This window comes from Allorhizobium pseudoryzae, from assembly GCF_011046245.1.
Lineage (GTDB): Bacteria > Pseudomonadota > Alphaproteobacteria > Rhizobiales > Rhizobiaceae > Neorhizobium > Neorhizobium pseudoryzae.
In genome coordinates this window covers 186,389-211,350 of record NZ_CP049241.1, presented here as the reverse complement: position 1 = coordinate 211,350, position 24,962 = coordinate 186,389, and the positions used below count along the sequence as shown (strand labels likewise).

General features: G+C 62.9%; 28 protein-coding genes and 1 pseudogene. 15 read left to right on the top strand and 14 right to left on the bottom strand.

The features are described from left to right. The first annotated feature begins 6 nt into the window (after positions 1 to 6). The 8 genes from G6N78_RS01225 (at position 7) to G6N78_RS01190 (ending at position 4,816) form a co-directional block, all read left to right on the top strand. Complete coding sequence (locus tag G6N78_RS01225; RefSeq protein ID WP_234905850.1) at positions 7 to 726, top strand: SURF1 family protein; 720 nt, start codon at positions 7 to 9, stop codon at positions 724 to 726. Positions 727 to 776: 50 nt separating this feature from the next. Then, positions 777 to 1,142, top strand: coding sequence for a DUF1304 domain-containing protein (locus G6N78_RS01220; RefSeq protein ID WP_165214829.1), 366 nt, complete (start codon positions 777 to 779; stop codon positions 1,140 to 1,142). Positions 1,143 to 1,146: 4 nt separating this feature from the next. Beyond that, complete coding sequence (ispH, locus tag G6N78_RS01215) at positions 1,147 to 2,151, top strand: 4-hydroxy-3-methylbut-2-enyl diphosphate reductase (protein ID WP_165214826.1); 1,005 nt, start codon at positions 1,147 to 1,149, stop codon at positions 2,149 to 2,151. Between the two features lie 111 nt (positions 2,152 to 2,262). After that, positions 2,263 to 2,451, top strand: coding sequence for a type II toxin-antitoxin system HicA family toxin (locus G6N78_RS01210; protein WP_165214823.1), 189 nt, complete (start codon positions 2,263 to 2,265; stop codon positions 2,449 to 2,451). A 4-nt stretch (positions 2,452 to 2,455) separates the two neighbouring features. Further along, entirely contained in the window at positions 2,456 to 2,857 is a 402-nt protein-coding gene (locus G6N78_RS01205) for a type II toxin-antitoxin system HicB family antitoxin (RefSeq protein WP_165214820.1), read from the top strand. A gap of 189 nt (positions 2,858 to 3,046) precedes the next feature. Next, positions 3,047 to 4,018 (top strand): homoserine kinase, encoded by a 972-nt coding sequence (locus G6N78_RS01200; protein ID WP_165214817.1) that lies wholly within the window; start codon positions 3,047 to 3,049, stop codon positions 4,016 to 4,018. Further along, a complete protein-coding gene (gene rnhA / locus G6N78_RS01195) occupies positions 4,015 to 4,461 on the top strand; it encodes a ribonuclease HI (RefSeq protein WP_165214814.1) in 447 nt (148 codons plus the stop codon). The genes G6N78_RS01200 and rnhA overlap by 4 nt, the downstream gene beginning before the upstream one ends. A 46-nt stretch (positions 4,462 to 4,507) precedes the next feature. After that, on the top strand, positions 4,508 to 4,816 hold the full coding sequence (locus G6N78_RS01190; protein WP_165214811.1) for a Dabb family protein: 309 nt from the start codon (positions 4,508 to 4,510) through the stop codon (positions 4,814 to 4,816). A gap of 218 nt (positions 4,817 to 5,034) precedes the next feature. Here the strand turns inward: G6N78_RS01190 and G6N78_RS01185 are convergent, their stop codons facing one another. The 7 genes from G6N78_RS01185 to G6N78_RS01160 form a co-directional block, all read right to left on the bottom strand. Beyond that, positions 5,035 to 5,934, bottom strand: coding sequence for a metal ABC transporter substrate-binding protein (locus G6N78_RS01185; protein WP_165214808.1), 900 nt, complete (start codon positions 5,932 to 5,934; stop codon positions 5,035 to 5,037). A gap of 17 nt (positions 5,935 to 5,951) precedes the next feature. Next, a complete protein-coding gene (locus G6N78_RS01180) occupies positions 5,952 to 6,824 on the bottom strand; it encodes a metal ABC transporter permease (RefSeq protein ID WP_165214805.1) in 873 nt (290 codons plus the stop codon). Continuing rightward, a complete protein-coding gene (locus G6N78_RS01175; protein ID WP_165214802.1) occupies positions 6,821 to 7,561 on the bottom strand; it encodes a metal ABC transporter ATP-binding protein in 741 nt (246 codons plus the stop codon). The genes G6N78_RS01180 and G6N78_RS01175 overlap by 4 nt, the downstream gene beginning before the upstream one ends. Before the next feature lie 20 nt (positions 7,562 to 7,581). Further along, positions 7,582 to 7,704 (bottom strand): hypothetical protein, encoded by a 123-nt coding sequence (locus tag G6N78_RS25915; protein ID WP_272955620.1) that lies wholly within the window; start codon positions 7,702 to 7,704, stop codon positions 7,582 to 7,584. Between the two features lie 235 nt (positions 7,705 to 7,939). Then, the gene (locus G6N78_RS01170) at positions 7,940 to 9,871 is read right to left on the bottom strand and encodes a methyl-accepting chemotaxis protein (protein WP_165214799.1); all 1,932 of its coding nucleotides are present in this window, start codon (positions 9,869 to 9,871) and stop codon (positions 7,940 to 7,942) included. A 309-nt stretch (positions 9,872 to 10,180) separates the two neighbouring features. Continuing rightward, on the bottom strand, positions 10,181 to 10,666 hold the full coding sequence (locus tag G6N78_RS01165; protein WP_165214796.1) for a peroxiredoxin: 486 nt from the start codon (positions 10,664 to 10,666) through the stop codon (positions 10,181 to 10,183). 58 nt (positions 10,667 to 10,724) lie between these two features. Next, the gene (locus G6N78_RS01160; protein WP_234905849.1) at positions 10,725 to 11,576 is read right to left on the bottom strand and encodes a protein-disulfide reductase DsbD domain-containing protein; all 852 of its coding nucleotides are present in this window, start codon (positions 11,574 to 11,576) and stop codon (positions 10,725 to 10,727) included. Positions 11,577 to 11,738: 162 nt separating this feature from the next. Here G6N78_RS01160 and G6N78_RS01155 point away from each other — a divergent pair, with 162 nt between their 5' ends. The 3 genes from G6N78_RS01155 (at position 11,739) to G6N78_RS01145 (ending at position 13,806) form a co-directional block, all read left to right on the top strand. Continuing rightward, a complete protein-coding gene (locus G6N78_RS01155; protein ID WP_165214793.1) occupies positions 11,739 to 12,359 on the top strand; it encodes a YqgE/AlgH family protein in 621 nt (206 codons plus the stop codon). 82 nt (positions 12,360 to 12,441) lie between these two features. After that, positions 12,442 to 12,633: a CsbD family protein gene (locus G6N78_RS01150; RefSeq protein WP_165214789.1), complete on the top strand. Its 192-nt coding sequence runs from the start codon at positions 12,442 to 12,444 to the stop codon at positions 12,631 to 12,633. A gap of 111 nt (positions 12,634 to 12,744) precedes the next feature. Continuing rightward, entirely contained in the window at positions 12,745 to 13,806 is a 1,062-nt protein-coding gene (locus G6N78_RS01145; protein WP_165214786.1) for a zinc-binding metallopeptidase family protein, read from the top strand. A 24-nt stretch (positions 13,807 to 13,830) separates the two neighbouring features. Here G6N78_RS01145 and G6N78_RS01140 read toward each other — a convergent pair whose 3' ends face one another. From G6N78_RS01140 to thrC, 4 genes are read right to left on the bottom strand one after another with little or no spacing between them, the layout of a single operon-like run. Then, positions 13,831 to 16,737 carry an EAL domain-containing protein gene (locus G6N78_RS01140; RefSeq protein ID WP_165214783.1) on the bottom strand — a complete coding sequence of 969 codons (2,907 nt, stop codon included), beginning with the start codon at positions 16,735 to 16,737 and terminating at the stop codon, positions 13,831 to 13,833. Next, positions 16,734 to 17,357, bottom strand: coding sequence for a GNAT family N-acetyltransferase (locus G6N78_RS01135; RefSeq protein ID WP_165214780.1), 624 nt, complete (start codon positions 17,355 to 17,357; stop codon positions 16,734 to 16,736). Before G6N78_RS01135 ends, G6N78_RS01140 begins: the two co-directional genes overlap by 4 nt. A gap of 58 nt (positions 17,358 to 17,415) precedes the next feature. Then, positions 17,416 to 18,714, bottom strand: coding sequence for a M16 family metallopeptidase (locus tag G6N78_RS01130; RefSeq protein ID WP_165214777.1), 1,299 nt, complete (start codon positions 18,712 to 18,714; stop codon positions 17,416 to 17,418). Between the two features lie 29 nt (positions 18,715 to 18,743). Then, positions 18,744 to 20,150: a threonine synthase gene (gene thrC, locus G6N78_RS01125; RefSeq protein ID WP_206531626.1), complete on the bottom strand. Its 1,407-nt coding sequence runs from the start codon at positions 20,148 to 20,150 to the stop codon at positions 18,744 to 18,746. 215 nt (positions 20,151 to 20,365) lie between these two features. Between thrC and G6N78_RS01120 the strand changes: the two genes are divergently transcribed. Beyond that, on the top strand, positions 20,366 to 20,935 hold the full coding sequence (locus tag G6N78_RS01120; RefSeq protein WP_234905848.1) for a PilZ domain-containing protein: 570 nt from the start codon (positions 20,366 to 20,368) through the stop codon (positions 20,933 to 20,935). A 144-nt stretch (positions 20,936 to 21,079) separates the two neighbouring features. On the opposite strand, the gene G6N78_RS01115 is transcribed toward G6N78_RS01120, so the two are convergent. Both G6N78_RS01115 and G6N78_RS01110 read right to left on the bottom strand, forming a co-directional pair. After that, positions 21,080 to 21,769 carry an HAD family hydrolase gene (locus tag G6N78_RS01115; protein WP_165214770.1) on the bottom strand — a complete coding sequence of 230 codons (690 nt, stop codon included), beginning with the start codon at positions 21,767 to 21,769 and terminating at the stop codon, positions 21,080 to 21,082. A gap of 72 nt (positions 21,770 to 21,841) precedes the next feature. Next, entirely contained in the window at positions 21,842 to 22,534 is a 693-nt protein-coding gene (locus G6N78_RS01110) for an ArsR/SmtB family transcription factor (RefSeq protein ID WP_165214767.1), read from the bottom strand. A 73-nt stretch (positions 22,535 to 22,607) separates the two neighbouring features. On the opposite strand from G6N78_RS01110, the gene G6N78_RS01105 reads away from it, so the two are divergent. Together G6N78_RS01105 and G6N78_RS01100 are read left to right on the top strand one after the other, a co-directional pair. Then, positions 22,608 to 22,937 (top strand): NIPSNAP family protein, encoded by a 330-nt coding sequence (locus tag G6N78_RS01105; RefSeq protein ID WP_165214764.1) that lies wholly within the window; start codon positions 22,608 to 22,610, stop codon positions 22,935 to 22,937. Further along, positions 22,934 to 23,263, top strand: a pseudogene (locus tag G6N78_RS01100) (antibiotic biosynthesis monooxygenase family protein); the annotation flags it as partial. The gene G6N78_RS01105 and the pseudogene G6N78_RS01100, both read left to right, overlap by 4 nt. Positions 23,264 to 23,296: 33 nt before the next feature. Here G6N78_RS01100 and G6N78_RS01095 read toward each other — a convergent pair. Continuing rightward, the gene (locus G6N78_RS01095; RefSeq protein ID WP_165221109.1) at positions 23,297 to 23,593 is read right to left on the bottom strand and encodes a nucleotidyltransferase family protein; all 297 of its coding nucleotides are present in this window, start codon (positions 23,591 to 23,593) and stop codon (positions 23,297 to 23,299) included. A 146-nt stretch (positions 23,594 to 23,739) separates the two neighbouring features. Between G6N78_RS01095 and G6N78_RS01090 the strand changes: the two genes are divergently transcribed. Beyond that, entirely contained in the window at positions 23,740 to 24,876 is a 1,137-nt protein-coding gene (locus G6N78_RS01090; RefSeq protein ID WP_165214761.1) for a site-specific DNA-methyltransferase, read from the top strand. Positions 24,877 to 24,962: the final 86 nt, after the last annotated feature.

Genomic DNA, 24,962 nt, shown 5'->3' with positions numbered 1-24,962 from the left:
GCGTCGATGAGCAGAACGAAGGCGTTCGTCACCGGGGCGGTCGTGCTGGTCATGCTCGCCATCCTCCTGTCGCTCGGCACCTGGCAGGTGCAGCGACTCCATTGGAAGGAAAGCCTGCTGGCCCAGATCGACAGCCGCCGCAATGCAGAGCCCCTCGATCTGACCGAGGCCGAACAGGTGATGGCGAAGGGCGAGGATGCCGAATACCTGCATGTGCGGGTCAGCGGCACCTTCGATCACAGCCGCGAGCGGCACTTCTTTGCCACCTTCGAAGGACAGAGCGGCTTTTACATCTATACGCCGCTCGCGCTCGCCGATGGCCGCCAGCTCTGGGTCAATCGCGGTTTCGTGCCCTATGACCTGAAGGAGGCGGGAAAGCGCGCCGCAGGGCAGGTGCCCGGCGAAGTCACCCTCACCGGTTATGTCCGCGCCCGCCTGGAGGCCAAGCCGTCCTCGCTTTTGCCGGACAACGAACCGGCAAAAAACATCTTCTACTGGAAGGACTGGCAGGTCATGACGACGAGCGTGGGCCTCACCCCCGCCGAGGTGCTGCCCTTCTTCGTCGACGCGGATGCGCGTGTTGCCAATCCGGGTGGGCTGCCGAAGGGGGGTGTGACGCAGTTCGACCTGCCCAACAACCACCTGCAATATGCGGTGACCTGGTATGGTCTGGCCGCCGCTCTGGTGGCGGTGAGCGGCCTGATGCTGTTTAGGCGCAAGACATAAAGGCAAGGGGCGGCGTGGACGGCCGCGCCCTTCAACCGTTGGGGGAATGGATGACGGTCGTTTCGAACCTGCTGGTGGCGCTGGTCGCACTGGAGCACATCTATATTCTCGTGCTCGAAATGTTTCTCTGGACGAAACCGCAGGGTCGCAAGGCGTTTGCCCTGTCGCCGGAGCGTGCGGAGATGACGAAGGTGATGGCTGCCAACCAGGGCCTCTACAACGGGTTTCTGGCGGCGGGCCTCATTTGGGCGCTCCTGCATCCCGATCCGGCCTTCGCCGTCCAGCTCAAATTGTTTTTTATTGGCTGCGTGCTGGTCGCTGGCCTATATGGGGGAGCAACGGCCTCGCGGAAGATCTTCGTCATTCAGGCGCTTCCGGCGGGGCTTGCCCTTCTTGCCGTCCTGATTGCGGGTTGACTGAATGAACATGCATGTGAACCGACCGCCGCTGACCATCCGCCTGTGCGGACCGCGCGGCTTTTGCGCCGGCGTCGATCGGGCGATCCAGATCGTCGTTCTGGCGCTGAAAGCCTATGGCGCGCCGGTCTATGTACGCCACGAGATCGTGCACAACCGCTATGTGGTCGAGGGCCTGGAGGCGAAGGGCGCGATCTTCGTTGAGGAACTGAACGAGATCCCGGAAGAGCATCGCCAACAGCCGGTGGTCTTTTCCGCCCATGGCGTGCCGAAATCCGTGCCGGAAGACGCGCAATCGCGCAATCTTTTCTATCTCGATGCCACCTGTCCGCTGGTCTCCAAGGTGCACAAGCAGGCCATGCGCCACCAGCGCCTCGGCCGCCACGTGGTGCTGATCGGCCATGCCGGCCATCCGGAAGTGATCGGCACCATGGGGCAACTGCCGGAGGGCACCGTCTCGCTGATCGAGACGGTCGAGGATGCCGAGGCCTATCAGCCGGCCGATCCGGACAATCTCGGCTATGTCACGCAGACGACGCTTTCGGTGGATGATACCGCCGGGGTCATTGCCAAGCTGCAGGAACGGTTCCCGAACCTCACCGCACCCGCGGCCGACAGCATTTGTTACGCCACGACCAACCGCCAGGAGGCGGTCAAGCAGGCAGCACCGGGCTGTGACCTCTTCATCGTCGTCGGCGCGCCGAATTCCTCCAACTCCAAGCGGCTGGTGGAAGTGGCCCTGCGCGCCGGTGCCACCCGCTCCCTGCTCGTCCAGCGCGCCTCCGAAATCGACTGGGACCAGGTGGGCGATATCCGCACGCTCGGCATCTCCGCCGGCGCGTCCGCACCGGAAGTCATCGTCGACGAGATCATCGAAGCCTTCCGCGCGCGTTTCGACGCCAAGGTGGAACTCGCGATCACGGCGGAAGAGAACGAGCACTTCCTCGTCAACCGCGAACTGCGCAGCATCGAACTCACCCGCGAGGACATGGCCTGGGTGAACGGGTGAGCAGCGCCGGCGCCTGAGCGAGCGGCCAGGACGGCAGCCGGGAACGGTCGGGCGAAGCCTAAGCAATCGGTCCTTTATTGAAAACGCACACTCCGTGTGTATAGTTCTGCCATGAGAAGCTCGGATGTCATTGCCGCTCTGCGCGCAGACGGGTGGTATGAGGTGACCACCAGGGGCAGTCATGTCCAGTTCAAGCATGACACGAAGCCGGGACGCGTGACAGTGCCCCATCCGAAGCGGGATATTCCGATCGGCACATTGAAGAATATCGAGAAGCAGGCGGCATTGAAGCTGAGGTAACCCCATGCGTAACTTTATCGGCTTGATCCATAAGGACCCGGACAGCGATTACGGCGTATCCTTTCCCGATTTTCCCGGCGTGATCACGGCAGGCACTGATCTCGATGACGCCCGCCGTATGGCGGAGGAGGCGCTTGCATTCCATGTCGAGGGCATGATCGAGGATGGCGAGGCAATCCCCGAGCCGTCTTCGCTGGAAGAGGTCATGTCGGTGCAGGACAACAGGGATGCGGTCGCCGTGCTTGTGCCGCTGAAAAACCAGGCAAAAAAGGCGGTCCGATTGAACATCACCCTGCCGGAGGACGTGCTGGAGAAGATCGATGCCTATGCGCAGGCCCATGGCCTGACTCGCTCCGGTTTCCTGGCGCAGGCTGCGCGGCGTCAAATGAGCGAGATGCCTCAATGACAGCTTCTGCAGCGGAAATGAAAGCACTTGAGGAGAGATGCCTGGACCGCGGCGACCGGTGATCATAGAAGGCTCCCGCAAATCCTGTGCCCATCCCCTCCATGGGACTAGCCAGTCTGCCATCCCCCTGTGTATGCCTTGTGCAAGACTGGCTGGGTGATCAGCCGCACAGTTGCAGGGGCAGGACCATTGGCCGTCTATACCGATATCAGCGAGACCGATCTGAGGGCCTTCCTCGCCCAGTATGATGTGGGAGACCTCACCTCCTACAAGGGCATTGCCGAAGGGGTGGAGAACTCCAACTTCCTGCTGCACACCACGAAGGATCCGCTGATCCTGACGCTCTACGAAAAGCGGGTGGATGCCGGCGACCTGCCGTTTTTCCTCGGCCTCATGCAGCATCTGGCGGAAAAGGGCCTGTCCTGCCCGCTGCCTTTGCCGCGCCATGACGGAAAGCTGACGGGAGAGCTGTCCGGCCGTCCGGCAGCGCTCATCTCCTTTCTCGAAGGCATGTGGCTCAGAAAACCGGATGCTGCCCATTGCGAACAGGTGGGCCGCGCGCTCGCCGAAATGCATCTGGCCGCGGCCGATTTTGCCATCCGCCGCCCCAATGCGCTCTCGCTCGATGGCTGGATCGAGCTGTGGCAGAAGGCCGCCGCCCGCGCCGACGAGGTGCAGGAGGGGCTGGAAGCGGAAATCGGCGACGAGCTCGATTATCTCTCCGGCCATTGGCCCAGACATCTGCCGGCCGGCGTCATCCACGCGGATCTCTTCCAGGACAACGTGTTTTTCCTCGGGGACCGGCTTTCCGGACTCATCGATTTCTACTTCGCCTGCAATGACCTGCTCGCCTATGACGTGGCGATCTGCCTGAACGCCTGGTGTTTCCAGCCGGATGGTTCGTACAATTTCGCCAAGGGTGCGGCGATGCTCGCCGGTTACCAGGCGGTGCGGCCGCTCTCAGTGGATGAACAGGCGGCGCTGCCGATTCTCGCCCGCGGCTCGGCGCTGCGGTTCTTCCTCACCCGCCTTTATGACTGGCAGATGACGCCGGAGGGCGCGCTGGTGGTCAAGAAGGACCCGCTCGAATACCTGAAGAAGTTGCGCTTCCACCGCGCCATCGTCTCGCCCACCGAATACGGGCTGGAGATCGCCCCATGAAACAGGTGGAGATCTTCACCGACGGCGCCTGTTCCGGCAATCCCGGCCCCGGCGGCTGGGGCGCCATCCTGCGCTATGGCGAGGTGCAGAAGGAACTCTATGGCGGCGAGGCGGACACCACCAACAACCGCATGGAGCTGCTCGCGGCGATCACGGCGCTGAACGCCCTCAAAACCCCCTGTGAGGTCGATCTGCACACCGACAGCAAATATGTGATGGACGGCATTTCCAAGTGGATTTTCGGCTGGAAGAAGAACGGCTGGAAGACATCCGACAAGAAACCGGTGAAGAATGGCGAGCTGTGGCAGCAACTGGATCAAGCCAACCAGCGTCACAAGGTGACATGGCACTGGGTCAAGGGCCATGCCGGCCATCCGGAAAACGAACGCGCCGACGAGCTGGCGCGTCTCGGCATGGCGCCGTTCAAGACGCGCGCATCATAAAGACCGTGACCTCTTCAGGGGCACGGCAAGGCGAGGGAGGAAGACCATGATCCTGCACTGCGTATTTCTGAGGCTGAAGGCATCGCTGCCGGCCGCCGACAAGCAATCGATCTTCGAGGATCTCGCAAAACTCCAAGCGATCATCCCCGGCATCGTCAGCATCAAGACGGGTCCGAATGTCTCGCCGGAGGGCCTGAGCGGCGGCTTCCGCGATGGTTTCGCCGTCACCTTCGAGGATGCGGCGGCCCGCGACGCCTACCTCGCCCATCCCGACCACATGGCCGTCGGCGACCGCATCGTCGCCGCCTGCGACGGCGGGCTTGCGGGGCTTCTGGTGTTCGATCTGGAGGTGTGAGAGACGGCGGTTTCGGCTCATAGCCCCTCATCCGGCTGCCGCCACCTTCTCCCCGCCAAGCGGGGAGAAGGGATATGCCGCGCGGTTTTCCACCAGTTGCGACGTTGCAACGGGGCTGGTCCCCTCTCCCCGCCTAGCGGGGAGAGGGTTAGGGTGAGGGGCTGGGCTTTCAGAGGGTGAGGGGCAAAGCGCTCCGAGGGTGCCCCCTCAGAGAAACCTCAGCTGCCCTTGCTCATCGCGCCCGCCAGCTGATCCACGTTGAAGCGGAACATCTTTTCATAGGTCGGGGTTGGGCCCTTCGGCTTGGAGAGCGATTCGACGTAGAGTTCGCCGCCCGGTTCGGCGCCGGTTGCCTTTGCCACCTGCTTGACGAGGCGCGGATCGTTGGAGTTTTCGAAGAAATACACCTTCACATGTTCGGCCTTGATCTGGTCGATCAGCTTGGCGACATCGGTGGCGGACGCCTCACTTTCGGTGGAGACGCCGAGCGGTGCGAGGAAGGTGACCTTGTATTCCCGGCCGAAGTAACCGAAGGCGTCGTGGCTGGTCAGCACCTTGCGGCGGTCTTCCGGGATCTTGCCGATTTTGTCGCGCGCATAGGCGTCCATGGCGTCGAGCTTCTTCGTATAGGCCTCGGCATTGGTCTTGAAGGTGGCGGCATCGGCCGGATCGGCAGCGGAGAGCGCCTTTTCGATATTGGCGACCCAGACCTTCACATTGACCGGGCTGTTCCACACATGCGGATCGGTGACCGTCTTGCCGTCCTCTTCCATGGTGCGGGTGTTGACGCCTTCCGAAACGGTGACCGGCTTGCCCTTGAAGCCGGAGGCGGAAATCAGCCGGTCCATCCAGCCTTCCAGGCCCTCACCGCTGACGAAGACGACATCGGCTTCCTTCAGCTTCTTCGCATCGCTCGGCGAGGGTTCGAATTCATGGGGATCGCCATCGGGGCCGACGAGCGTCGCCACGCGCACCTTGTCGCCGCCCACCTGGTGGACCACGTCGGCAAGCACGGTGAAGGAGGCGACCGCCTTCAGCTCGGCGGCGGAAACCGGGGCGCTGAAGGCAAGGATCGCCGGAATGGCGGCAGCGGCAAGCAGCAGGGGGCGGAGTGACATGGAACGTCTCCTTCGGGTTAGCCCGTCAGATGCGGGCGGGGGAAATAGCGCCGGGCAAGCCCGGAGGGCGCAAACAGGATGGACAGGCCGTAGAAGAGGGCGGCGGTGACGATGATCGTCGGGCCGGAGGCAAGCTCCAGATGGTAGGAGGCAATCAGCCCGAGATAACCGGAAACGAGCGCGGTGCCGGAGGCGATCACCAGCATGGTGGGCAGGTTGCGCGACCAGAGCTGCGCGATCGCCGCCGGCAGCATCATCAGGCCAACCGCCATCAGCGTACCGAGCGCCTGGAAACTGGCCACCAGGTTCAGCACCACCAGCACCAGGAAGGCGATGTGATAGAGCGGCCCGCGCCCGCCGACGGCACGCAGGAACCCGGGGTCGAAGCACTCCGCCACCAGCGGCCGGTAGATGATGGCAAGCGCCACCAGCGTCACGGAGGTGATCACGCCGATCTGCGTCAGCGCCTCGGAATCGATGGCCAGAATGGTGCCGAACAGCACATGCAGCAGGTCGATATTGGAGCCGCGCAGCGAGACGATCAGCACGCCGAGCGCGAGAGACGTGAGGTAAAAACTGGCAAAACTGGCATCTTCCGCGAGGCTCGTGGCGCGCGACACGGCACCGGCGAGCAGCGCGACCGAGAGCCCGGCAATTAGCCCGCCGATCCCCATGGCGGTGAGCGACAGCGAGCCCGCCACCAGATAGCCGATCGCAGCCCCCGGCAGCACCGCATGGCTCAAGGCGTCGCCCATCAGGCTCATGCGCCGCATCATCAGGAAGACGCCGATCGGCCCGCAGCCGAGGGACAGGCAGAGGCACGCGACGAGCGCCCGGCGCATGAAACCGTAATCGGCAAGCGGGGCGAGAAAGAGGTCGTAGAGGGTCATGCCGCCGTCTCGCAAATGCCGGCGGTATCGTCCCAGCGCTCGGCCATGGCGCGTGCCTTCAGGAGATTGGCCGGTGCCATCACCTCCTCGGTCGGTCCCCAGCCGATCAGTTCGCGGGCGATCAATAGGGTCTGCGGGAAATGCGTGCGCACCTGGTCGAAGTCATGCAGCACCGCCACCACGGTGCGGCCCTCGCCATGCCAGCGGGCCACGATCTCGAGCAGGTCATGCGTGGTGCGGGCATCGATCGCGGTAAACGGCTCGTCGAGCAGGATCAGCCGGGCATTCTGCAAGAGAAGCCGTGCAAACAGCACGCGCTGGAACTGGCCGGCGGATAGCGAGCCGATCGGTCGTTTTTCGAAACCCTCCAGCCCGACCGCGGACAGCGCCTCGCGGGCCTGATCGCGGGCGGTCGAGGATATCCGGCCAAGGGCGCCGCTCCGGTGCCAGTCACCGAGCAGCACCGTATCCAGCACGTTGATCGGAAAACGCCGGTTGATCTCGGCCGCCTGCGGCAGATAGCCGATGTCGCGTGGCGAAAAGGCGTATTCGATCCGGCCTTCCGCAGGCCGAAGCTCGCCGACGATCGCCTTCAGCAGCGTGGATTTGCCCGCCCCGTTCGGCCCGGCAATCGCCGTCAGGCTGCCGGTGGTAAGCGTTCCCGAGAGGTGATGCACCGCCGGATGCCGGTCATAGGTCACCGTCAGGTCATGCAGGGAAAGGGCAGGCGTGCTCATGATGCCACTCATCTCCCGTATCATGGCAAGGCGACCGCCCAGGCAATCGCCGCCCAAAGGCCGGCGATCAGAACAAGCGCGGCGGCCACGCGGATCAGCGCCGCCTGCTGCAGCAGGCTGAAGGAGGGAGGGGAGCGGAGCATGGCGGGCTTTCGTTGTGTAACTCTATAACGGTTATGTTATAACGAATACGGCGACAAGAAGGCAAGGCTGGATGGGCGCTGTGCGCGATGTGCAGTAAGGCCTGCAGCCACTCGACGCCATGCGGCAAGCACTCGCAGGCTCCACGTCAAAGAGATGACAGGGGTGATCAGACGCCCCAACGAAAAAGCGGCCCCGAAGGACCGCTTTCGCAAGGACGGTGAAGAGGGGGCGCTCTTAGAATTCTTCCCAGCTTTCCGCGGCCGCACCGCCACCCATGGCACCGGCGACCTTCGCCATCATGCGGCGTGCCGGCGAGGCGGCAGGCGCATGGCTGGCTCTCGCCACCTCGGGCCTGCCGGAGAAGCCCGCCTCCGAACCGCCGATGCGGAACTCGCCGATGATCTCGCGCAGCTTGCGGACTTCGCCGGCGAGCGAAGAACTGGCGGCGGTGGATTCCTCCACCATGGCCGCATTCTGCTGGGTGGTCTGGTCCATCTGGTTGACGGCGGTATTGACCTCGGCCAGCCCCACGGACTGTTCGCGGGCGGACGTGGCAATCGCATCGAGCTGCGTATTGATGGCAACGACCTGCTCTTCGATCACCTTCAGCACGGCGCCGGTCTCCTGCACCAGCGTCACGCCGGTCGAGACTTCATCGACGGAGTTGCGGATGAGGTCCTTGATCTCCTTGGCGGCCTGGGCAGACCGCTGGGCCAGCTCGCGCACTTCCTGCGCGACGACGGCAAAGCCCTTGCCGGCTTCCCCGGCACGCGCCGCTTCCACGCCGGCATTCAGCGCCAGCAGGTTCGTCTGGAAGGCGATTTCATCGATCACGCCGATGATCGAGGAGATCTGGTTGGAGGACTGCTCGATGCGCTGCATCGCCGAGACGGCATTGGAGACGACTTCGCCGGAGCGGCGGGCCGACTTGTTGGCCTCGATCGCCACATGACGTGCTTCCTCCGTCCGCTTGGAGGCGTTCGTCACATTGGTTGTGATCTGATCGAGAGCGGCTGCGGTTTCCTCAAGCGATGCCGCCTGTTGTTCGGTGCGCTTCGACAGGTCTTCGGCGCTCTGGCTGATTTCACGCGCGCCGCTGTCGATCGATCCGGTGGCCGTTGCGACCGAGCGCAGACTGTCGGCCAGCTGTTTGACCGCCGCGTTGAAGTCCGCCCGCAGCGCTTCGAAGTCGCTGGCGAAGGGCTCGTTGAGGCGGAAGGTCAGGTCGCCGGAGGAGAGGTGTTTCAGGCCTTCGGCAAGACCGGAGGTGGCCTTTGCCATCTCGGCCGCCCGGCGCCGTTCGGCTTCTGCGGCGCGCGCCTGCTCGGCCTCGCTCTTGCCGCGATTGGCTTCCGCCTCCTGTTCCAGCTCGCGCGTGCGCAGGCCGTTGTCCTTGAAGATCTGCACGGCCTTGGCCATGATGCCGACTTCGTCGCGACGGTCCGTGCCATTGACGACAGCGGAGAGGTCGCCGTTCGCCAGCGTCTTCATCGTGTCGCTCATGGTGCGCAGCGGTGTCACGAGCCAGCTGCGGATGGCCAGGAAGCCGGCGGTCAGAACGATAGCGAGGGCAATGAGAACGCTGAGGATCGTCTGCTTGGCGGTGCCATCGACATGTTCCGTCAGTTCGTTGCTCGTCTTGGCGGCAGCCTCCACCATTTCCGTGGTCACCGCCGTGAAGCGGGGCGACATGGCGGAAAAGGCGGGCTGACATGTGTCGCGATAGATCTTCTGCGCGGCCTGGAGACCGTCAGGCGAGGTTGCGCTGCGACCGGCGGCAACGGCGGCTCCGCAAGTGTCGGTGAATATCTTCAGACCGTCGGTCTTCAATTGGACCAGATCGGCACGCTTGTTCATGGCCTTGGTCACCTGGTCCATGAACTTTGCAAAACCCGCCTGTGCATCCTTCAGGCCTTCTTCTGCCCGGGCTTTGAGATCCGGGGTATCGGCCATCATCAGTTCGGCGATGGTCGCACGAACGGCCTGCAGGCTGCGGTTGGACCGCGCCAGGTAAAGTGCTGCCGTGCTCTCTTCGTCAAGCAGGCCGCTATAGGCTTCGTCCACGGTATAGAGTTGCCGGCTTTCGTACATCGATAGCGCAAGCGTCATCAGACCGAAGGTGATCATGATGATCAGGAACTTCCCGACAATGGGAACATGCTTCATGGGAACATCCTCATGTTGAATGCGGTGCGCAACCGAAAGCATTCATTGCCTGGGATGCAGTTCACGTGAGGCTAAAGTGGCCATCACCGCCATGGTCAAGCGCGCCTGATGCACGCTTTCCATTAGACTCCCAAGATGTAGGGCTAAAATTTCGATAATTAGTTAATTGATAAGTAAGCCCGAGATGAAACATCTTGGGCTCAATGGCCCGAAGCAGAAAAAGGCTCTGCTTGGAATGTTCGGTGCTCGAAAACAAAAAAAGCGGCCCCTCTGGACCGCTTTTCGACGTCGGTTGTGCGACGAAACAGATCAGAGCTGTTCCAGCATGGCGGCCGCACCCGAAACGGTGGCCTGGCCCGGATTTTCCTCGAGGTTCAGAGACTTCACCACGCCGTCTTCCACCAGCATGGAATAGCGCTTGGAGCGCACGCCAAGTCCGGCGGCGGAAATGTCGATCTCGAGGCCGAGCGCTTTGGTGAAGGAGGCATCCCAATCGGAGAGGAAGTGGATCTTGCCCATGCCGCCGCTCTTTTCCGCCCAGGCGCCCATCACGAACATGTCGTTGACGGCAACCACGGCGATATCATCCACGCCGCGCTCCAGAAGCGCATCCCGGTTCTCCAGGTAACCCGGCAGGTGGTTCATCGTGCAGGTAGGGGTAAAGGCGCCCGGCACCGCAAACAGCACCACCTTCTTGCCCTTGAACAGGGCGTCGGTCGTTACTTCCACCGGGCCGTCTGCAGTCTTTTCCTTGAAGGTGGCAGCAGGCAGGCTATCGCCAACGGCAATCGTCATGTTCATCTCCCTAATGGAACAAGTGGTTCGAAAATTCCGTCGCGACTATAGAGCGGCGTCAATCGAAGGCAAGCGAGGTTTCCATGGCGCGGCTGCCCGCCACCACCAGGATGTCCCAGCTCTTTCCCTTGGGATCATAGCCCTTCGGCAGCTTGCCGACCGGCATCTCCACCTCATAGAGGCCGCCGGTCCTGCGCGCGTTTTCCTGGTCGAACAGCACATGTCCGTCCGGACCCGCCACGTAGATCTTCGGCGCTTCGGAGGCTTGCGGCAGTTTTACCGCAAGCGTCAGAGTCTTCAGGTCGTCGCTCAGGCCGTGCCGCGCAATGGCGAAATCCGGGGTGGGCCGTTCGGGAAGGCTGCGCGCCGCCTTGTCGAGGATCAGGTTCTCTTCGAGCGGCAGGCCCCTGGCCGTGGACAGTTCCAGCTCGAATTCGGCCTGAAAGGGAATGCAGATATTGCGGCAGAGCCCGATGAAGGCCGAGGCGTTGAGCTTCAGCGGCTGCGACGGGTCGGCAAGCGTCAGCGTAAACGGCAGGGTCACCGGATGGTCGTAACCGAGATCGCGGATATTGCCGGTCTCGAAGGGTTTCGGCACCGGGAAGGAAATGTCCTTCAGCGTGATGCCATGCCCGGGCGAGAGCGTGATCTGCGGCGGAATGCCCGCTTCGCCCGGTTCCTTCCAATAGGTGATCCAGCCGTCCTTCGGCTCGATCTGCAGGGCGCCCTGCACGGTTCCGTCCGCCTCCGGCGCAAGCGCGATGATTCGCATGCGCCCGCCCTCGTTCTCCGCCCAACGGCTCATCGCAGCGTCAGCGGTTCCGGCAAGCAGGCTGAGCGAGGCGGCCAGAGCGGCAAGACCGGCAGCCCTGCGTCGGCAGGCCAAAGAGAATGGAGTAGAATTGAACATGGGCGGTTTTTTAAGTCATCCTTTCAACAGCGGCCAGTCACAAGCGCAGGGCCGAGATCATTTTCGGTTGATTGATGAGAGACACTGCCCCATCTTCGTTGAAGAAGGCTTTCCAGGAAAGCCGCCCGCCCGAGGGCCGGGCCTACCGGAACAGGAGGCACGATGTCATTTTCGACACTCACGGATAAGCGCGATCTGAACACGCGCGAACGCGGTTTTCTGGACGGCCAGTTCCTGATTGCCATGCCCGGCATGCAGGACGGCAATTTCGCCCGGTCGGTGGTCTATATCTGCGCCCATTCGCCGGCCGGCGCGATGGGCTTCGTCATCAACCGCCCGCAGTCCATCTCGTTTACCGAGATCCTGCTGCATCTGAAGCTGGTGGACCAGCCGGAAGCCATCATGCTGCCCGGCGCCACGCGCGACTTCCCGATCTTGAGCGGCGGACCGGTGGAAACCGGACGCGGTTTCGTGCTGCATTCGGATGATTATGTCAGCGAAAGCAGCATCCCGGTCAGCGACGACATCTCTATGACCGCAACGCTCGATATCGTGCGGGCGATCTGCGATGGCCGTGGACCGCGCCGGGCCACCATGCTGCTCGGCTATGCCGGCTGGGGCCCCGGCCAGCTGGAAAGCGAAATCGGCGCCAATGGCTGGTTGAACTGCCCCGCCTCCGAGGAACTCATCTTCGACCGCGCGCTCGATTTGAAATACGAGCGCGCGCTGGCACTTCTCGGCGTGCGACCGGAAATGCTCTCCACCGAGGCAGGTCACGCCTGATCGCAAGGAACCGGATACGGTGTGCCGCGTTAACCTCCCGAAGACGCTGCACGAAGCAGCGCCAAGCCAAGGGAGAAACACCATGGGTAGCATGAGCGACAAGGTGACCGGCAAGGCCAACGAAATGGCTGGCAAGGCGAAGCAGGCTGTGGGTGATGCCACCGACAACCGTTCCATGGAAGCCGATGGTCATAGCCAGGAAGCCAAGGGCAAGATGCAGCATGCCAAGGGCGAAGCGAAGGAAGGCGTGAAGAACGTCGTCGATCGCGCCTGAGACCAGTCACCGGTACCATTCCCTCGAGAGCCTGTTCCGCCGTTTCGGCGGGGCAGGTTTTCTGTATGTCGAACCCTCTTTTTATGTCGAACTCTCTTTGCGGATCATGCCATGCGCCTCTACGAATGTGATCATTGCGGCCAGACCATCCATTTCGACAACCGCACCTGCGTCAATTGCGGCCAGCGGCTGGCCTTCGTGCCGGAAAGGCTTGCCATGCATGCGCTTTCGGAGGGGCAGGCGGGTGAATGGCACCTGATGGCGGCGCCCGAGCATGTGGTGCGCCTCTGCGCCAACGAGGCGAACGACATCTGCAACTGGACGGTGCCGGCGGAAGGAACGGAAACCTTCTGCGTCGCCTGCCGCCACAACCGCCTCGTGCCGGATGCCGCAACGGATGAGGGGCTGTCGCAGTGGCGCCGCATCAGCCAGGCGCAGCGGCATCTGTTTTATTCCCTGCTGAAGTGGAACCTGCCGCGCACCACGCGCAACGAGGATCCCGACGGCGGCCTGGTCTTCGATTTCCTGGTGGACGAGGTGAAGCCGGACGGCACCGTGGTTCCCGCCATGACCGGCCACGAGGACGGCCTGATTGCCATCCGTGCGGCGGAAGCCGACGACGTGACGCGCGAGCAGGTGCGTGTGTCGATGAGCGAACCCTATCGCACCATGCTCGGCCATTTCCGTCACGAGACCGGCCATTACATCTGGGACAAGCTGGTGCGTGACCTGGATCGGCTGGAGCCGTTCCGGGCAATGTTCGGCGATGAACGGGCCGATTACGGCGAGGCGCTGAAGCGCAATTACGAAGAAGGCCCGCCGCCCGACTGGCAGGAGCATTTCATCAGCACCTATGCCGCCTCCCACCCCTGGGAGGATTTTGCCGAATGTTTCGCCCACTATATCCACATCGTCGACACGCTGGAGACGGCGCGCGCCTTTGGCATGGTGGTCGATCCGCGCGGCCATGATGACCTGACATCCGAGGTGCGGTTTGACCCCTACAGGGCGCGCAATGCGGAGCAGTTGGTCGATGCCTGGGTGCCCTTCAGCGTAGCGCTGAACAGCATCCACCGCTCGCTGGGCGTTCCGGATCTCTACCCGTTCATCCTGACGCCCGCCGTCGTGACCAAGCTGGAGTTTATCCACAGCGTGGTCCACGGGAAGGTGTGAGGAGCGGCGGAACCGCGCGCGACGTCAGGCCCGCTTGGTCAGCGGAAACCGCTCCTTCAGCAGCCGCTGCACCGCGTCCGTCGGCATCGGCGTGCCGAAGAGATAGCTCTGGCCGAACTGGCAGCCCATCTTGACGAGCGCCGCCGCATCCTCGTCGGTCTCGATGCCTTCCGCGACGATCGCCATGTCCATCGCCCGCGACATGGCGATCACCGAGCGCAAGAGAACCAGCCCTCGATCGGAGGTATCCGTTACCAGGCTCTTGTCGAGCTTGATCGTGTCGAACGGCAGCTGCGTCAGGTGGCCGAGCGAGGAATAGCCGGTGCCGAAATCGTCAAGCGCCAGGCTGATGCCGAGATCGCGCAGCTTCGAGAGGATGAGCCGCGCCTGCTCCGGATTTTCCACCATCATGGATTCCGTCAGTTCCAGCTTCAGCCGGGCGGGATCGCACTGGGTGCGGGAAAGCAGCGAGCGGATCTCGTTGAAGAGATCGGCGTTCAAAAGCTGCGCGCTGGACAGGTTGACCGAGACGAAGATCGGGATTTCGCCCGTCTGCTTTTCCCAGCTGATGAGATCGGCCGTCGCGCATTCCAGCGCGAACATGCCGAGCGGCTCGATCAGGTCGCAGGCCTCGGCGATCGGGATGAACTCGCTCGGCGGGATCGTGCCGCGTTTGGGGTGTTCCCAGCGCATCAGCGCCTCGAAGCCGGCAATCTCGCCGTCGGTCAGGCGGATGATCGGCTGATAGGCGAGCGAGAGTTCCTTGCGCTCGATGGCGCGGCGCAGTTCGGTCTCGATCTGCAGGCGGTCCGGCACGCCATTGGTGCGGAAGGCCGGACGGAAGGGTTCGACCCGATTGCCGCCGCCGCGCTTGGCGCGATACATCGCAAGCTCCGCATCGCTCAGCAATCCAGCTGCGCTCTCCTGCTGGTCCACCCAGGAGCAAAGCCCGATGGAAGCGGTCAAGATCACCTCGCGATTGGCGAAGTTGATCGGCACGCGAATGGCCTGCGCAACCGCTTCGGCAAAATCCGCGACCTTGGCCGGATCCCGCTCGGAGGCGAGGATGAGGCCGAACTGGTCGCCGGAAATGCGGGCCAGCGTGTCCTGTGGCTTGAGGAGACGGCGCAGGCGGCGCGTCAGCGCAATCAGGATATTGTCGCCGGCGGCAATGCCCAGCACGTCGTTGACCTGCTTGTAGCGATCGATGTCGATCGCCATCACCGTCGGACGAACACTGTCGGAGACTGCGGCGATGGAGAGAACGGCCTGTAGGCGGTCGAGGAAAAGCTGCCGGTTGGGCAGGCCCGTCAGATTGTCGTGCAGCGCATCCGACAGCAGCCGCTCGACGGAATTCTTCGGTTCCGTCACGTCGATGATGGTGCCGACGCAGCGGATGATCTCGCCGTTCGAGCCGAGCACGGGCCGTGCCCGGATCTGCAGCCAGTGGAAATGCCCGTCTTCGGCGCGGATGCGGAATTCGTGGTTCAGCCGGCCCTTGCGCTGTTCGAGCAGCACGTCGAGCGTCGCCTTGAAGCGGTCGCGGTCGTCCGGGTGCAGGCGCGGCAGCCAGTTGCGCACCGGCCCGTGCATGGAACCCGGCTGAAGACCCAGCCGCAGCGAGATGTCGGGCGTCGTCACCAGCCGGTCGCGCGCCACGTCCCAGTCCCAGACCGTATCGCCGCTGCCCATCAGCGCCAGCGACTGACGCTCCAGGTCGGAGAACAGGCCCTGCTGGTAGGCACCGCCGGCAAAGGCGTGCTGCATCACGGTAAAGCCGATGAGGAGGACGATCAGCACCAGCCCGCCGCCGAGTGCCGGCTGCACAATGTCGTTGTCGAGCTGGCCCGTCACCGTCAGCCAGCCGCCGAACAGCCAGACGAGGATCAGCGTCCAGGACGGCACCAGCAGGATCGCCCGGTCGTAGCGGTTGAAGCCGAGATAGATGATCAACACGATGCCGGCGGTCGCCGTCAGCGCCAGCGAGATGCGGGCGATGCCGGACGCAATCGACGGGTCGTAGATGCCCACCCCGAAGAGGAGGCCGAGCCCGATCACCCAGGCGAAGGTGGCGTAACCGAGATGCACATGCCAACGGTTGAGGTTGAGATAGGCAAACAGGAAGATGTTGAGCGAGGAGGCCAGCGCCACTTCCGCACAGGCACGCCACACCCGCTCGTCACCGGAGGTGATGCTGATCAGCTTTTCCAGAAAACCGAAATCGACGCAGATATAGGCAAGCACTGCCCAGGCAAGCGCGGCCGCCGCCGGCAGCATCGAGGTGCCCTTGACGACGAACAGGATGGTGAGGAACACCGCCAGCAGGCCGGCAATGCCGAGCACGATGCCGCGATAGAGCGTGAAGGAGTTGACGGTATCCTTGTAGGCATCCGGCTGCCAGAGATAGAGCTGCGGCAGCTCCGGTGTCGTCAGTTCGGCGACGAAGGTGACGACGGCGCCAGGATTGATCGTGATGCGGAAGACGTCCGCATCCGGGCTCGACACGCGATCGAGCGCAAAACCTTCCGACGGCGTGATGGCATTGATCCGCTGCGAGCCGAGATCCGGCCAGATCAGCTTGGAATCCACCAGCCGGAAATGCGGTGCGACGATGACGCGCTCGAGCTGCTCCTCGGAGACGTTGGCGAGCGCAAAGACCGCCCAGTCACCCTGGTGGCCGGGCGTGCTGGCGCGCACTTCGATGCGCCGGCGGATGCCATCGGCACCGGCAGCGGTCGAGACCTGAAAGGCCTCGCCCTGATTGGTATAGATGTCGGTGGTCGCCGTGAGATCCAGCGCGGTGTCGTCGCGCGAGATTTTTACCGGCTCGAAAGCCATCGCCTGACCTGTGGACAGAGACAGGATGACAAGCGCCAGCAACACGGACAGCCGGCTGCAGGCGAGCGCGATAAAGGAGCGGGCCATCGTCATCGTTCGGTCCGCACCTTGTCCGCACTCTCGCTCATCTCGTCTCCCGCAAGCAGCGAATAGAGAATGTGATCCCGCCATTCGCCGTTGATTTTCAGATATTTGCGCAACAGACCTTCCCGCTCGAAGCCGGCCTTCTGCAAAAGCCGTATGCTCTTCCAATTGTCCGGAATACAGGCTGCCTCGATACGGTGCAACTGAAGCCCGGAAAACACATAAGGCACTACAAGCCGGAGTGCGGCAAACATATGACCTTGGCCCGCATGTCGTTCGCCCATCCAGTAGCCGATCATGCAGCTCTGGGCTGCGCCACGGCGGATATAACCGATGGTAATGCCGCCGAGCAGCGCCATGTCGTCGCGGCGGAAGAGAAACATCGGCACGGCAAGGCCGGAGGAGAATTCCTGTGAATTGCGGGTCACCCGGGCCCGGAAGGAGGCCTCCGTCAGTTCGTCATGCCGCCAGGTCGGCTCCCACGGCTGCAGAAAGGCGCGGCTTTCGGCGCGCACCGCAAACCACGGGCGATAGTCGGAATAACGCGGCAGGCGCAGGAGGTGGTGATCCCCGTACAGTTCCGGCGTATCCGGCTGACGCGATAAAAACCGAAAGACCGACCTCGTCATGCTGAGAACATTCCGCTCCGTCCGAAGCGACTAGGCTGAACGGAGCGGAAACCCGCGCTCAGCCGAGAGCCTTCTGCGTCTTGTAACCCGGCATTGAGAGTGCCGCCGTGATGTCCGACAGGGGCGCCAGCTTTTCGACCGGGCCAATGGCGGACAGAGTGGGAACTGTATCGAAAAACAGCCGCCCGGCAAGATCGGTCAGGCGCTGCGTGGTGATTCCCGCCAGCCGTTCCATCATCTCCTGGTTCGGGATGATGCGACCGTAGAGGATCATCTGACGGGCGATCTGGCCGGCGCGGGCGGCAGGGCTTTCCTGACCCATCAACAGCTGGGCGCGGATCTGCGCCCGGGCGCGGTCGATTTCCTGCTGGTGGATGACCTCGGACGACTTGCGCAGCTCGTCCAGGATGACCGGGACGAGTTCCGGCAGGTCTTCGCCGCCGGTTGCCGCATGAATGCCGAAAATGCCGGTATCGGAAAAGCCCCAGTGGAAGGCATAGACCGAATAGCAGAGCCCGCGATGCTCGCGCACCTCCTGGAAGAGGCGCGAGGACATGCCGCCGCCGAGAATGTTGGCAAGGATCTGCGAGCAGTAGAAGTCACGCATGTGATACGCCTTGCCCTCGAAACCGAGGAGCAACTGCGTATCCATGAGGTCGCGCGTCTCGCGCACTTCGCCGCCGAGATACCGTGCCGCCTCGAAAACGGGCGGTGCAGAAGGCTGCAGCGGCAAGAGCGCGAAACGCTCCTCGACCTGTTTGACCAGCGTGTCGTGGTCCACGGCGCCGGCGGCGACGATGAACATCCGATCGGTCGTGTAGTTGCGCGACAGATATCCGCGGATCTGGTCCGGCGTGAACGACTGCACCGTCTCCGGCGTGCCGAGGATCGCCCGGCCGATCGTCTGGCCGCGATAGGCGACTTCGGAGAAACGATCGAAGACGACATCGTCGGGCGTGTCGTTGGCAGCACCGATTTCCTGCAGGATCACGTGCTTTTCGCGCTGCAGCTCATCCTCGTCAAAGGCCGATTCCGTCAGGATGTCGGCGAGGATGTCGATGGCGAGCGGCACGTGGTCTTTGAGGACGCGCGCGTAATAGGACGTGGTTTCCGTCGAGGTGGCGGCATTCAGCTCGCCGCCGACATTCTCGATCTCTTCGGCAATGTCGCGGGCGCTGCGGCGCGCGGTGCCCTTGAAGGCCATGTGCTCGAGGAGGTGGGCAATGCCATGCTCCTCGGTCGTTTCATTGCGCGAACCCGACTTGATCCAGACACCAAGCGCCACACTCTCCAGATGCGGCATGTTCTGAGTCACGACGGTCAACCCGGAGGCAAGCCGGGTGATTTCAACATTCATTGTCGGTCTTTCCGGCACTCGATGCCTGTTCAAGCTTTTGCGCGGGCATGCTGGCCGATGAAAGTTTCGACCGCCTTAAGCTCAGCCTCCAACAGATCGTAGCGCTCCTCCCTGCTCATCAGATCAGCGAGCCATGATGGAAGCGCCGGATGAATTCCGCAAGCGGATTCTACCGAAGCCGGGAACTTGGCCGGGTGGGCGGTGGCCAGCGTCACCATCGGGCTCGTTGGTTTGGCATGCTTTTTCGCAACGAAAACGCCGGTCGCCGTGTGCGGATCGAGCAGATAACCGGTTTCTGCCAGCGTCTCGCGGATCGTCTGGGCTACCTGCTTTTGCGTCGCGCGGCCGGCGCGGAATTCCTTACGGATCGCCTTCAGCGGCTCCGCCTGGATTTCGAAGGCGCCGGATTGGCGAAGCCCGGACATGGCGGAGCGCACGGCGGCGGGATCGCGGCCATAGGCCTCGAACAGCAGCCGTTCGAAGTTGGACGAGATCTGGATGTCCATCGATGGCGAGGTGGTGGCAATGACCGACTTCATCTCGTAGCGGCCGGTCTTCAGCGTGCGGGCCAGGATGTCGTTGTCATTGGTGGCGATCACCAGCCGTTCGATCGGCAGGCCCATGCGCTTGGCGACGTAACCGGCGAAAATATCGCCGAAATTGCCGGTCGGGACCGTGAACGAGACCTTGCGGTCCGGGCTGCCCAGCGCAACGGCTGCGGAGAAATAATAGACCACCTGCGCCATGATGCGGGCCCAGTTGATCGAGTTGACGCCGGAAAGCTTGACGCTGTCGCGGAAGGCGACGTCGTTGAACATCGCCTTCACCAGATCCTGGCAGTCGTCGAAATTGCCCTTCAGCGCCAGCGCATGCACGTTGGCGTGGCCGGATGTCGTCATCTGGCGCTGCTGCACCGGCGAGACCTTGCCATGCGGGAAGAGGATGAACACGTCGGTGCGTTCACGACCGCCGAAGGCATCGATCGCCGCCCCGCCGGTATCACCCGAGGTGGCGCCGACGATGGTGGCGCGTTCGCCGCGCTCGGCAAGCACATAGTCCATCAGGCGGGCAAGCAGCTGCATCGCCACGTCCTTGAAGGCGAGCGTCGTGCCGTGGAAGAGTTCGAGCACGAAATCGTTCGGGCCGGTCTGCACCAGCGGCACGACCGCCGGGTGGCGGAAGGTCGCATAGGCCTCGTCGATCATCCGGCGCAGATCCTCGTCTGGAATTTCTCCATCGACGAAGAGCGAGATCACCTGGAAGGCGATCTCCTGATAGGTCTTGCCGCGCATGCCGCGGATTTGCTTCTTGGACAGGGTTGGCCATTCGCGGGGCAGGTAAAGGCCGCCATCCGTGGCGAGGCCGGCGAGAAGTGCGTCGCGAAAGTTCAAGGCCGGCGCATCGCCGCGTGTCGAAATGTAATCCAAGATGCGTATCCCAAGACGAACTGTGCTGGCCCCGCCGCCGGTCCCTCGGAGCGCTGCCCACCTTTGCGTCATCGACGTCTGGAGGATATCGTTCCGCCTGGACAAATTTCAGCTGCAATGCCAATCGATTTTTCCGTGCGCCGCTGGTATAGACCATCGGAATTTGCGGTGAAAGCCCGGAATGAGTATTCAGGGACCGTTCAGAAGAAAAGGGTCGCAGTCACGTGTCTGGCAAGTTGTCGCTCAAGTTTCTCCCGCTGTCGCTTCTCGCAGTTCTTGCCGGCTGCAACTCCGCTTCACCTGTTGCCGGCCTGAACATCGGCCAGCAGGCGGCCCAGCCGCCGGCAACTCCGGTGGTGCAGGCCTATTGCCCGGATGTGGTGATGCGCGACGATACCGCCATCCGCAGCACCTATGCCGGCAATGCCAAGGAGGATCCGGAGAAGCTCATCTACCGCGCCTCTCTCGGCGATGCGACGCGCGCCTGCACGGCCAACGAGACGACGCTGACGATCACCGTGATGGCCCAGGGCCGCATCGTGCTCGGTCCGGCCGGCAAGCCCGGCCCGACAAAGGTGCCGGTGGTGGTCGAAGTGCTCGAAGGCGACAAGGCGATCTATTCGCAGACCACGCAGTTCAATATCGATGTCCCGCCGGAAGGCTCGACCCAGTTCATCTTCGCCAAGAACGACGTATCGATCCCCAACACCGTCGGCGGCGTCTCGCGTTTCACCCGCGTGCGCCTCGGCTTCGAGGACATGGCGGCCAAGAAGACGACACGCCGCCCGCGCTGATCGGTCTCTTCAGGCATCAGGAAACGCCACTGAACAGGTGTCTGCGGTTTCAGGCCTCAGTGTGTGCCCGTTATGCCTGAAGGATGGAAGGGTGCCTGCAAAGAGGTGAAGGCACCGCTTTATCAGTGGCGAAGCCGCTACCCCTCACACAGCCCCCGCCCATTGCCCCAGCGCCGCAATCGTCGCAGGCAAATCGCTCATGCGGGCTATCACCGTTTCGGCGCCGGCATCGGTCAGGCGGTCGGCATGACTCGGATAGGTGTGCGAGGCGCCGGTAAAGCCGATCACCCGGCAGCCGGCGGCGACCGCGCCGTGAATGCCGTGTACGGAATCCTCGATCACCACGGTGCGGGACGCATGCACCTTGAAGGTGTCGATCGCGTGCAGGAAAATGTCCGGACGCGGCTTGACCTTGTCGGGTCCCAGATCTTTTGCCGAAAAGATGTGCGGCGCGAAATAGGGCTTCAGGCCGACCTTGGTCAGCATCATGTCGAGCCGCTGGCTTGATGAATTCGAGCAGATGCAGGCCTGTGTGGTGATCCTGGAGAGCGCAAGCTTCACGCCCTCGATCACCTTCACGTCCCGCTCCAGCCTGGCATCGAGCAGCTTTTCCGACTTGTCGATCAATGAGGCGGACAGCGGAATGTCGACCTCCTTCTCGATCGCAAGCAGGATGTTCTTCCAGGTCATGCCGGCAAAGCGTTCGCCCATCTCTTCCACGCTGATCGGATAGCCGGCTTCCGTCAGGAGGCGGGATTCCACCTGCGCGGCGATGATTTCGGAATCGACCAGAACGCCGTCGCAGTCGAAGATGATGAGGTCGAATTCGCTCATGGAGAAAGGCTCTTTCGTCACGTCTTGGAAGGGGAGTGCGCCTGACCTACACGAGACGGGCTCTGATAACAATCAGGCGGCGTCGACGTTCTCGACCGGGAAAAGGGCGAGAAAGCGGCGGGTCCCCTCGCGGGTGAAGCGGATGGCGCGGCTGTCCGGGTCGCGTTTCGCCCAGCCCTTCGCGAGCATGTGCGCGAAAATCGCCTTGCCGAGCGAGCCGCCCAGATGGGAACGGCGCTCGCTCCAGTCGAGGCAGGCCCGGCAGAGCGGCCGGCGCGGCGTTGCCTCCACGTCGATGCCCATGTCGCAGACGAATTGCCGGCCAAGGTCCGTCAAGGTCAGCGTGTCCTCGAACGCGATGATCGCGCCGCGTGTCATGAGGCTGTCGAGGATCCGCACGCCGTAATCGCCGGCCAGGTGATCGTAGCAGATGCGGGCCTGGCGCAGCGCCGGATCCTTCGGGCCGGGGCGATGGCGCAGATGGCCGCGTGTCGCGGCAAGGCCGGCCAGGTCCTCCAGCAGGGTGGCCACCGCATGGTCCGCCAGCGCGAAGTATCGATGGCGCCCCTGGCGGCGCTGGATGAGAAGGCCTCCATCCTCCAGCTTGGAGAGATGCGCGCTTGTCGTTGCCAGCGTCACGCCGGCGCTTGCCGCAAGTTCGGTTGCGGTCAGCGCCTGGCCGCCCATCAGGGCCGTCAGCATGTTGGCGCGGGCAGGATCGCCGATCAGCGTGGCGATGCGGGCAATGTCGGGTCCTTCTTTCATACTTCGATCGTAACCGAAGCATCGATGCTCTGCAATAGTACACTCTGCGATCACCGAAACCGGAGAGAGACCGATGATCACCTGCTTCATCCGCTACGAGATCGACCCTTTCAAGAAGAGCCAGTTCTGCGACTACGCCAAAGCCTGGGGCCAGGCTATTCCCCGCTGCGGGGCCAATCTCATCGGCTATTTCGCCCCGCACGAGGGGTCTTCCACCACCGCTTACGGCGTCTATTCCATCGAAAGCCTCGCCGCCTACGAGGCCTATCGCGCCCGCCTTGCCGAAGATCCGCTCGGGCGCGAAAACTATGCCTTTGCCAGCCGAGAGCGCTTCATCCTCAAGGAAGACCGGATTTTCCTGCGCAACGTATCACTGCCGCACGGCCCGAAGGTGTCGCCATGATCGCCGTTATCTTCGAGGTGGTGCCCTATATGGGCGAACGCCACCGCTATCTCGATCTCGCCGGCGAACTGCGCTGCGAACTGGAAAAGATCGACGGCTTCATCTCGATCGAACGCTTCGAGAGCCTCACCCTGCGCGGCAAGTTGCTGTCGCTCTCCTTCTGGCGCGACGAGGAGGCGGTCAAGGCCTGGCGGAATGTCGAGGCGCACCGCGCGGCGCAAAGGGCAGGGCGGGCGTCGATCTTCGCGGACTACCGCCTGCGCATCGGCCATGTGCTGCGCGATTACGGCATGTTCGAGCGCGACGAGGCGCCGGTGGAGAGCCGAGATGAACTCGGGAAATACGGATGTCTCTCGCCATCAGAAAATCTGCTCGGCGGAGGCGAGGATCCGATCTTTGAGGATCGGATGCAGACTATCGCGAGTGGTGACGTCAACGTCCAGCAGCAATTCCTCTTCGAGGAAAAGCTTGATCCCAACCAGGTCAAGTGCGTTGAAGCGAGACTTCGGATCATAATCGATGAACAGGTCGAGGTCGCTCGTCTCCTTCGCCTCGTCACGCACGACGGAGCCGAACAGGTAAAGCGATGTCGCGCCGAGCGCCCGGATGGCGTCGGCCCGTTCCGTCAACTGTCTGATCGCGTCATCTTTCCTCATGCCGTTAATCTAATACGGACCGGTTGTTCTTTCCATCGCGATTATTTCGCACACTTTCCGGCTGCTCTTCAGGCTTTGGTAACCAAACTGGGTAACCATAACAGTCTGTAAACAGTGTTCCCGAGTCAGCGTTCAGCGAGTATCAGATGGCATCCGTTCTTCCGCTTCAGGATCTGAAGTCCCAGGCTCAGTTTCGTCCCGACACCTGGCTGAATACCATCATCAAGGGCGATTGCGTTGCCGCCCTCGACGCGCTTCCCGACCAGTCGGTCGACGTGATCTTTGCCGATCCGCCCTACAATCTGCAGCTTGGCGGCATGCTCCACCGTCCGGACCAGTCGCTGGTCGATGCGGTCGATGACGAATGGGACCAGTTCGAAAGCTTCCAGGCCTATGATGCCTTCACCCGCGCCTGGCTGCTGGCCTGCCGCCGCGTCCTGAAGCCGAACGGCACGATCTGGGTGATCGGCTCCTACCACAACATCTTCCGCGTCGGCTCGATGCTGCAGGACCTGCGCTTCTGGCTGCTGAACGATGTCGTTTGGCGCAAGACGAACCCGATGCCGAACTTCAAGGGCCGCCGGTTCCAGAACGCCCATGAGACGCTGATCTGGGCGAGCCGCGATGCGAAGGCAAAGTCCTACACTTTCAATTATGATGCGCTGAAGGCGTCAAACGACGACGTGCAGATGCGCTCCGACTGGCTGTTTCCGATCTGCAGCGGCCATGAGCGGCTGAAGGATGACGGTGGCAAGAAGATCCATCCGACGCAGAAGCCCGAAGCCCTGCTCGCCCGCATCATCATGGCCTCCACAAAGCCGGGCGATATCATCCTCGATCCCTTCTTCGGCTCCGGCACCACGGGTGCGGTGGCCAAGCGGCTTGGTCGCAACTTCGTCGGTATCGAGCGCGAACAGGATTACATCGATGCGGCGTCTGCCCGCATTGCCGCCGTCGAGCCGCTCGGCAAGGTGGAACTCACCGTGCTCTCCGGCAAGAAGGCAGAACCGCGGGTGGCTTTCAACACGCTGGTGGAAAGCGGCATGGTCAAGCCCGGCCAGGTGCTGACGGATGCCAAGCGAAAGGTCAGCGCCATCGTGCGCGCCGATGGCACGCTGGTCTCGGGCGGCGAGGCGGGATCGATCCACCGGGTCGGCGCAAAGGTGCAGGGCTTTGATACCTGCAACGGCTGGACCTTCTGGCATTTCGAGGAAGAAGGCGCTCTGAAGCCGATCGATGCCCTGCGCGCGCTTGTGCGCAAGGACATGGCGGCGCTCGATTGAAGGCAGGTCTCACATCGGGGAGGGGCGAACGGTCGCCCCGTCCGGCGTGATTTTGGCCAGCATGACATTGGCCAGCATGACATTGG

Excerpts from the sequence above, each read along its gene's own strand:
- G6N78_RS01205 (WP_165214820.1), top strand. The coding sequence starts at position 2,456 with ATGCGTAACTTTATCGGCTTGATCCATAAGGACCCGGACAGCGATTAC.
- G6N78_RS01180 (WP_165214805.1), bottom strand. The coding sequence starts at position 6,824 with ATGACCCTCTACGACCTCTTTCTCGCCCCGCTTGCCGATTACGGTTTC.
- G6N78_RS01170 (WP_165214799.1), bottom strand. The coding sequence starts at position 9,871 with ATGAAGCATGTTCCCATTGTCGGGAAGTTCCTGATCATCATGATCACC.
- G6N78_RS01220 (WP_165214829.1), top strand. The coding sequence starts at position 777 with ATGACGGTCGTTTCGAACCTGCTGGTGGCGCTGGTCGCACTGGAGCAC.
- G6N78_RS01190 (WP_165214811.1), top strand. The coding sequence starts at position 4,508 with ATGATCCTGCACTGCGTATTTCTGAGGCTGAAGGCATCGCTGCCGGCC.
- G6N78_RS25915 (WP_272955620.1), bottom strand. The coding sequence starts at position 7,704 with ATGCTCCGCTCCCCTCCCTCCTTCAGCCTGCTGCAGCAGGCGGCGCTG.
- G6N78_RS01135 (WP_165214780.1), bottom strand. The coding sequence starts at position 17,357 with ATGACGAGGTCGGTCTTTCGGTTTTTATCGCGTCAGCCGGATACGCCG.
- G6N78_RS01105 (WP_165214764.1), top strand. The coding sequence starts at position 22,608 with ATGATCACCTGCTTCATCCGCTACGAGATCGACCCTTTCAAGAAGAGC.
- G6N78_RS01155 (WP_165214793.1), top strand. The coding sequence starts at position 11,739 with ATGTCATTTTCGACACTCACGGATAAGCGCGATCTGAACACGCGCGAA.
- G6N78_RS01150 (WP_165214789.1), top strand. The coding sequence starts at position 12,442 with ATGGGTAGCATGAGCGACAAGGTGACCGGCAAGGCCAACGAAATGGCT.
- G6N78_RS01185 (WP_165214808.1), bottom strand. The coding sequence starts at position 5,934 with ATGTCACTCCGCCCCCTGCTGCTTGCCGCTGCCGCCATTCCGGCGATC.
- rnhA (WP_165214814.1), top strand. The coding sequence starts at position 4,015 with ATGAAACAGGTGGAGATCTTCACCGACGGCGCCTGTTCCGGCAATCCC.
- ispH (WP_165214826.1), top strand. The coding sequence starts at position 1,147 with ATGAACATGCATGTGAACCGACCGCCGCTGACCATCCGCCTGTGCGGA.
- G6N78_RS01145 (WP_165214786.1), top strand. The coding sequence starts at position 12,745 with ATGCGCCTCTACGAATGTGATCATTGCGGCCAGACCATCCATTTCGAC.
- G6N78_RS01160 (WP_234905849.1), bottom strand. The coding sequence starts at position 11,576 with ATGTTCAATTCTACTCCATTCTCTTTGGCCTGCCGACGCAGGGCTGCC.
- G6N78_RS01115 (WP_165214770.1), bottom strand. The coding sequence starts at position 21,769 with ATGAGCGAATTCGACCTCATCATCTTCGACTGCGACGGCGTTCTGGTC.
- G6N78_RS01140 (WP_165214783.1), bottom strand. The coding sequence starts at position 16,737 with ATGACGATGGCCCGCTCCTTTATCGCGCTCGCCTGCAGCCGGCTGTCC.
- G6N78_RS01165 (WP_165214796.1), bottom strand. The coding sequence starts at position 10,666 with ATGACGATTGCCGTTGGCGATAGCCTGCCTGCTGCCACCTTCAAGGAA.
- G6N78_RS01175 (WP_165214802.1), bottom strand. The coding sequence starts at position 7,561 with ATGAGCACGCCTGCCCTTTCCCTGCATGACCTGACGGTGACCTATGAC.
- G6N78_RS01225 (WP_234905850.1), top strand. The coding sequence starts at position 7 with ATGAGCAGAACGAAGGCGTTCGTCACCGGGGCGGTCGTGCTGGTCATG.
- G6N78_RS01130 (WP_165214777.1), bottom strand. The coding sequence starts at position 18,714 with ATGAATGTTGAAATCACCCGGCTTGCCTCCGGGTTGACCGTCGTGACT.
- G6N78_RS01110 (WP_165214767.1), bottom strand. The coding sequence starts at position 22,534 with ATGAAAGAAGGACCCGACATTGCCCGCATCGCCACGCTGATCGGCGAT.
- G6N78_RS01090 (WP_165214761.1), top strand. The coding sequence starts at position 23,740 with ATGGCATCCGTTCTTCCGCTTCAGGATCTGAAGTCCCAGGCTCAGTTT.
- G6N78_RS01095 (WP_165221109.1), bottom strand. The coding sequence starts at position 23,593 with ATGAGGAAAGATGACGCGATCAGACAGTTGACGGAACGGGCCGACGCC.
- G6N78_RS01210 (WP_165214823.1), top strand. The coding sequence starts at position 2,263 with ATGAGAAGCTCGGATGTCATTGCCGCTCTGCGCGCAGACGGGTGGTAT.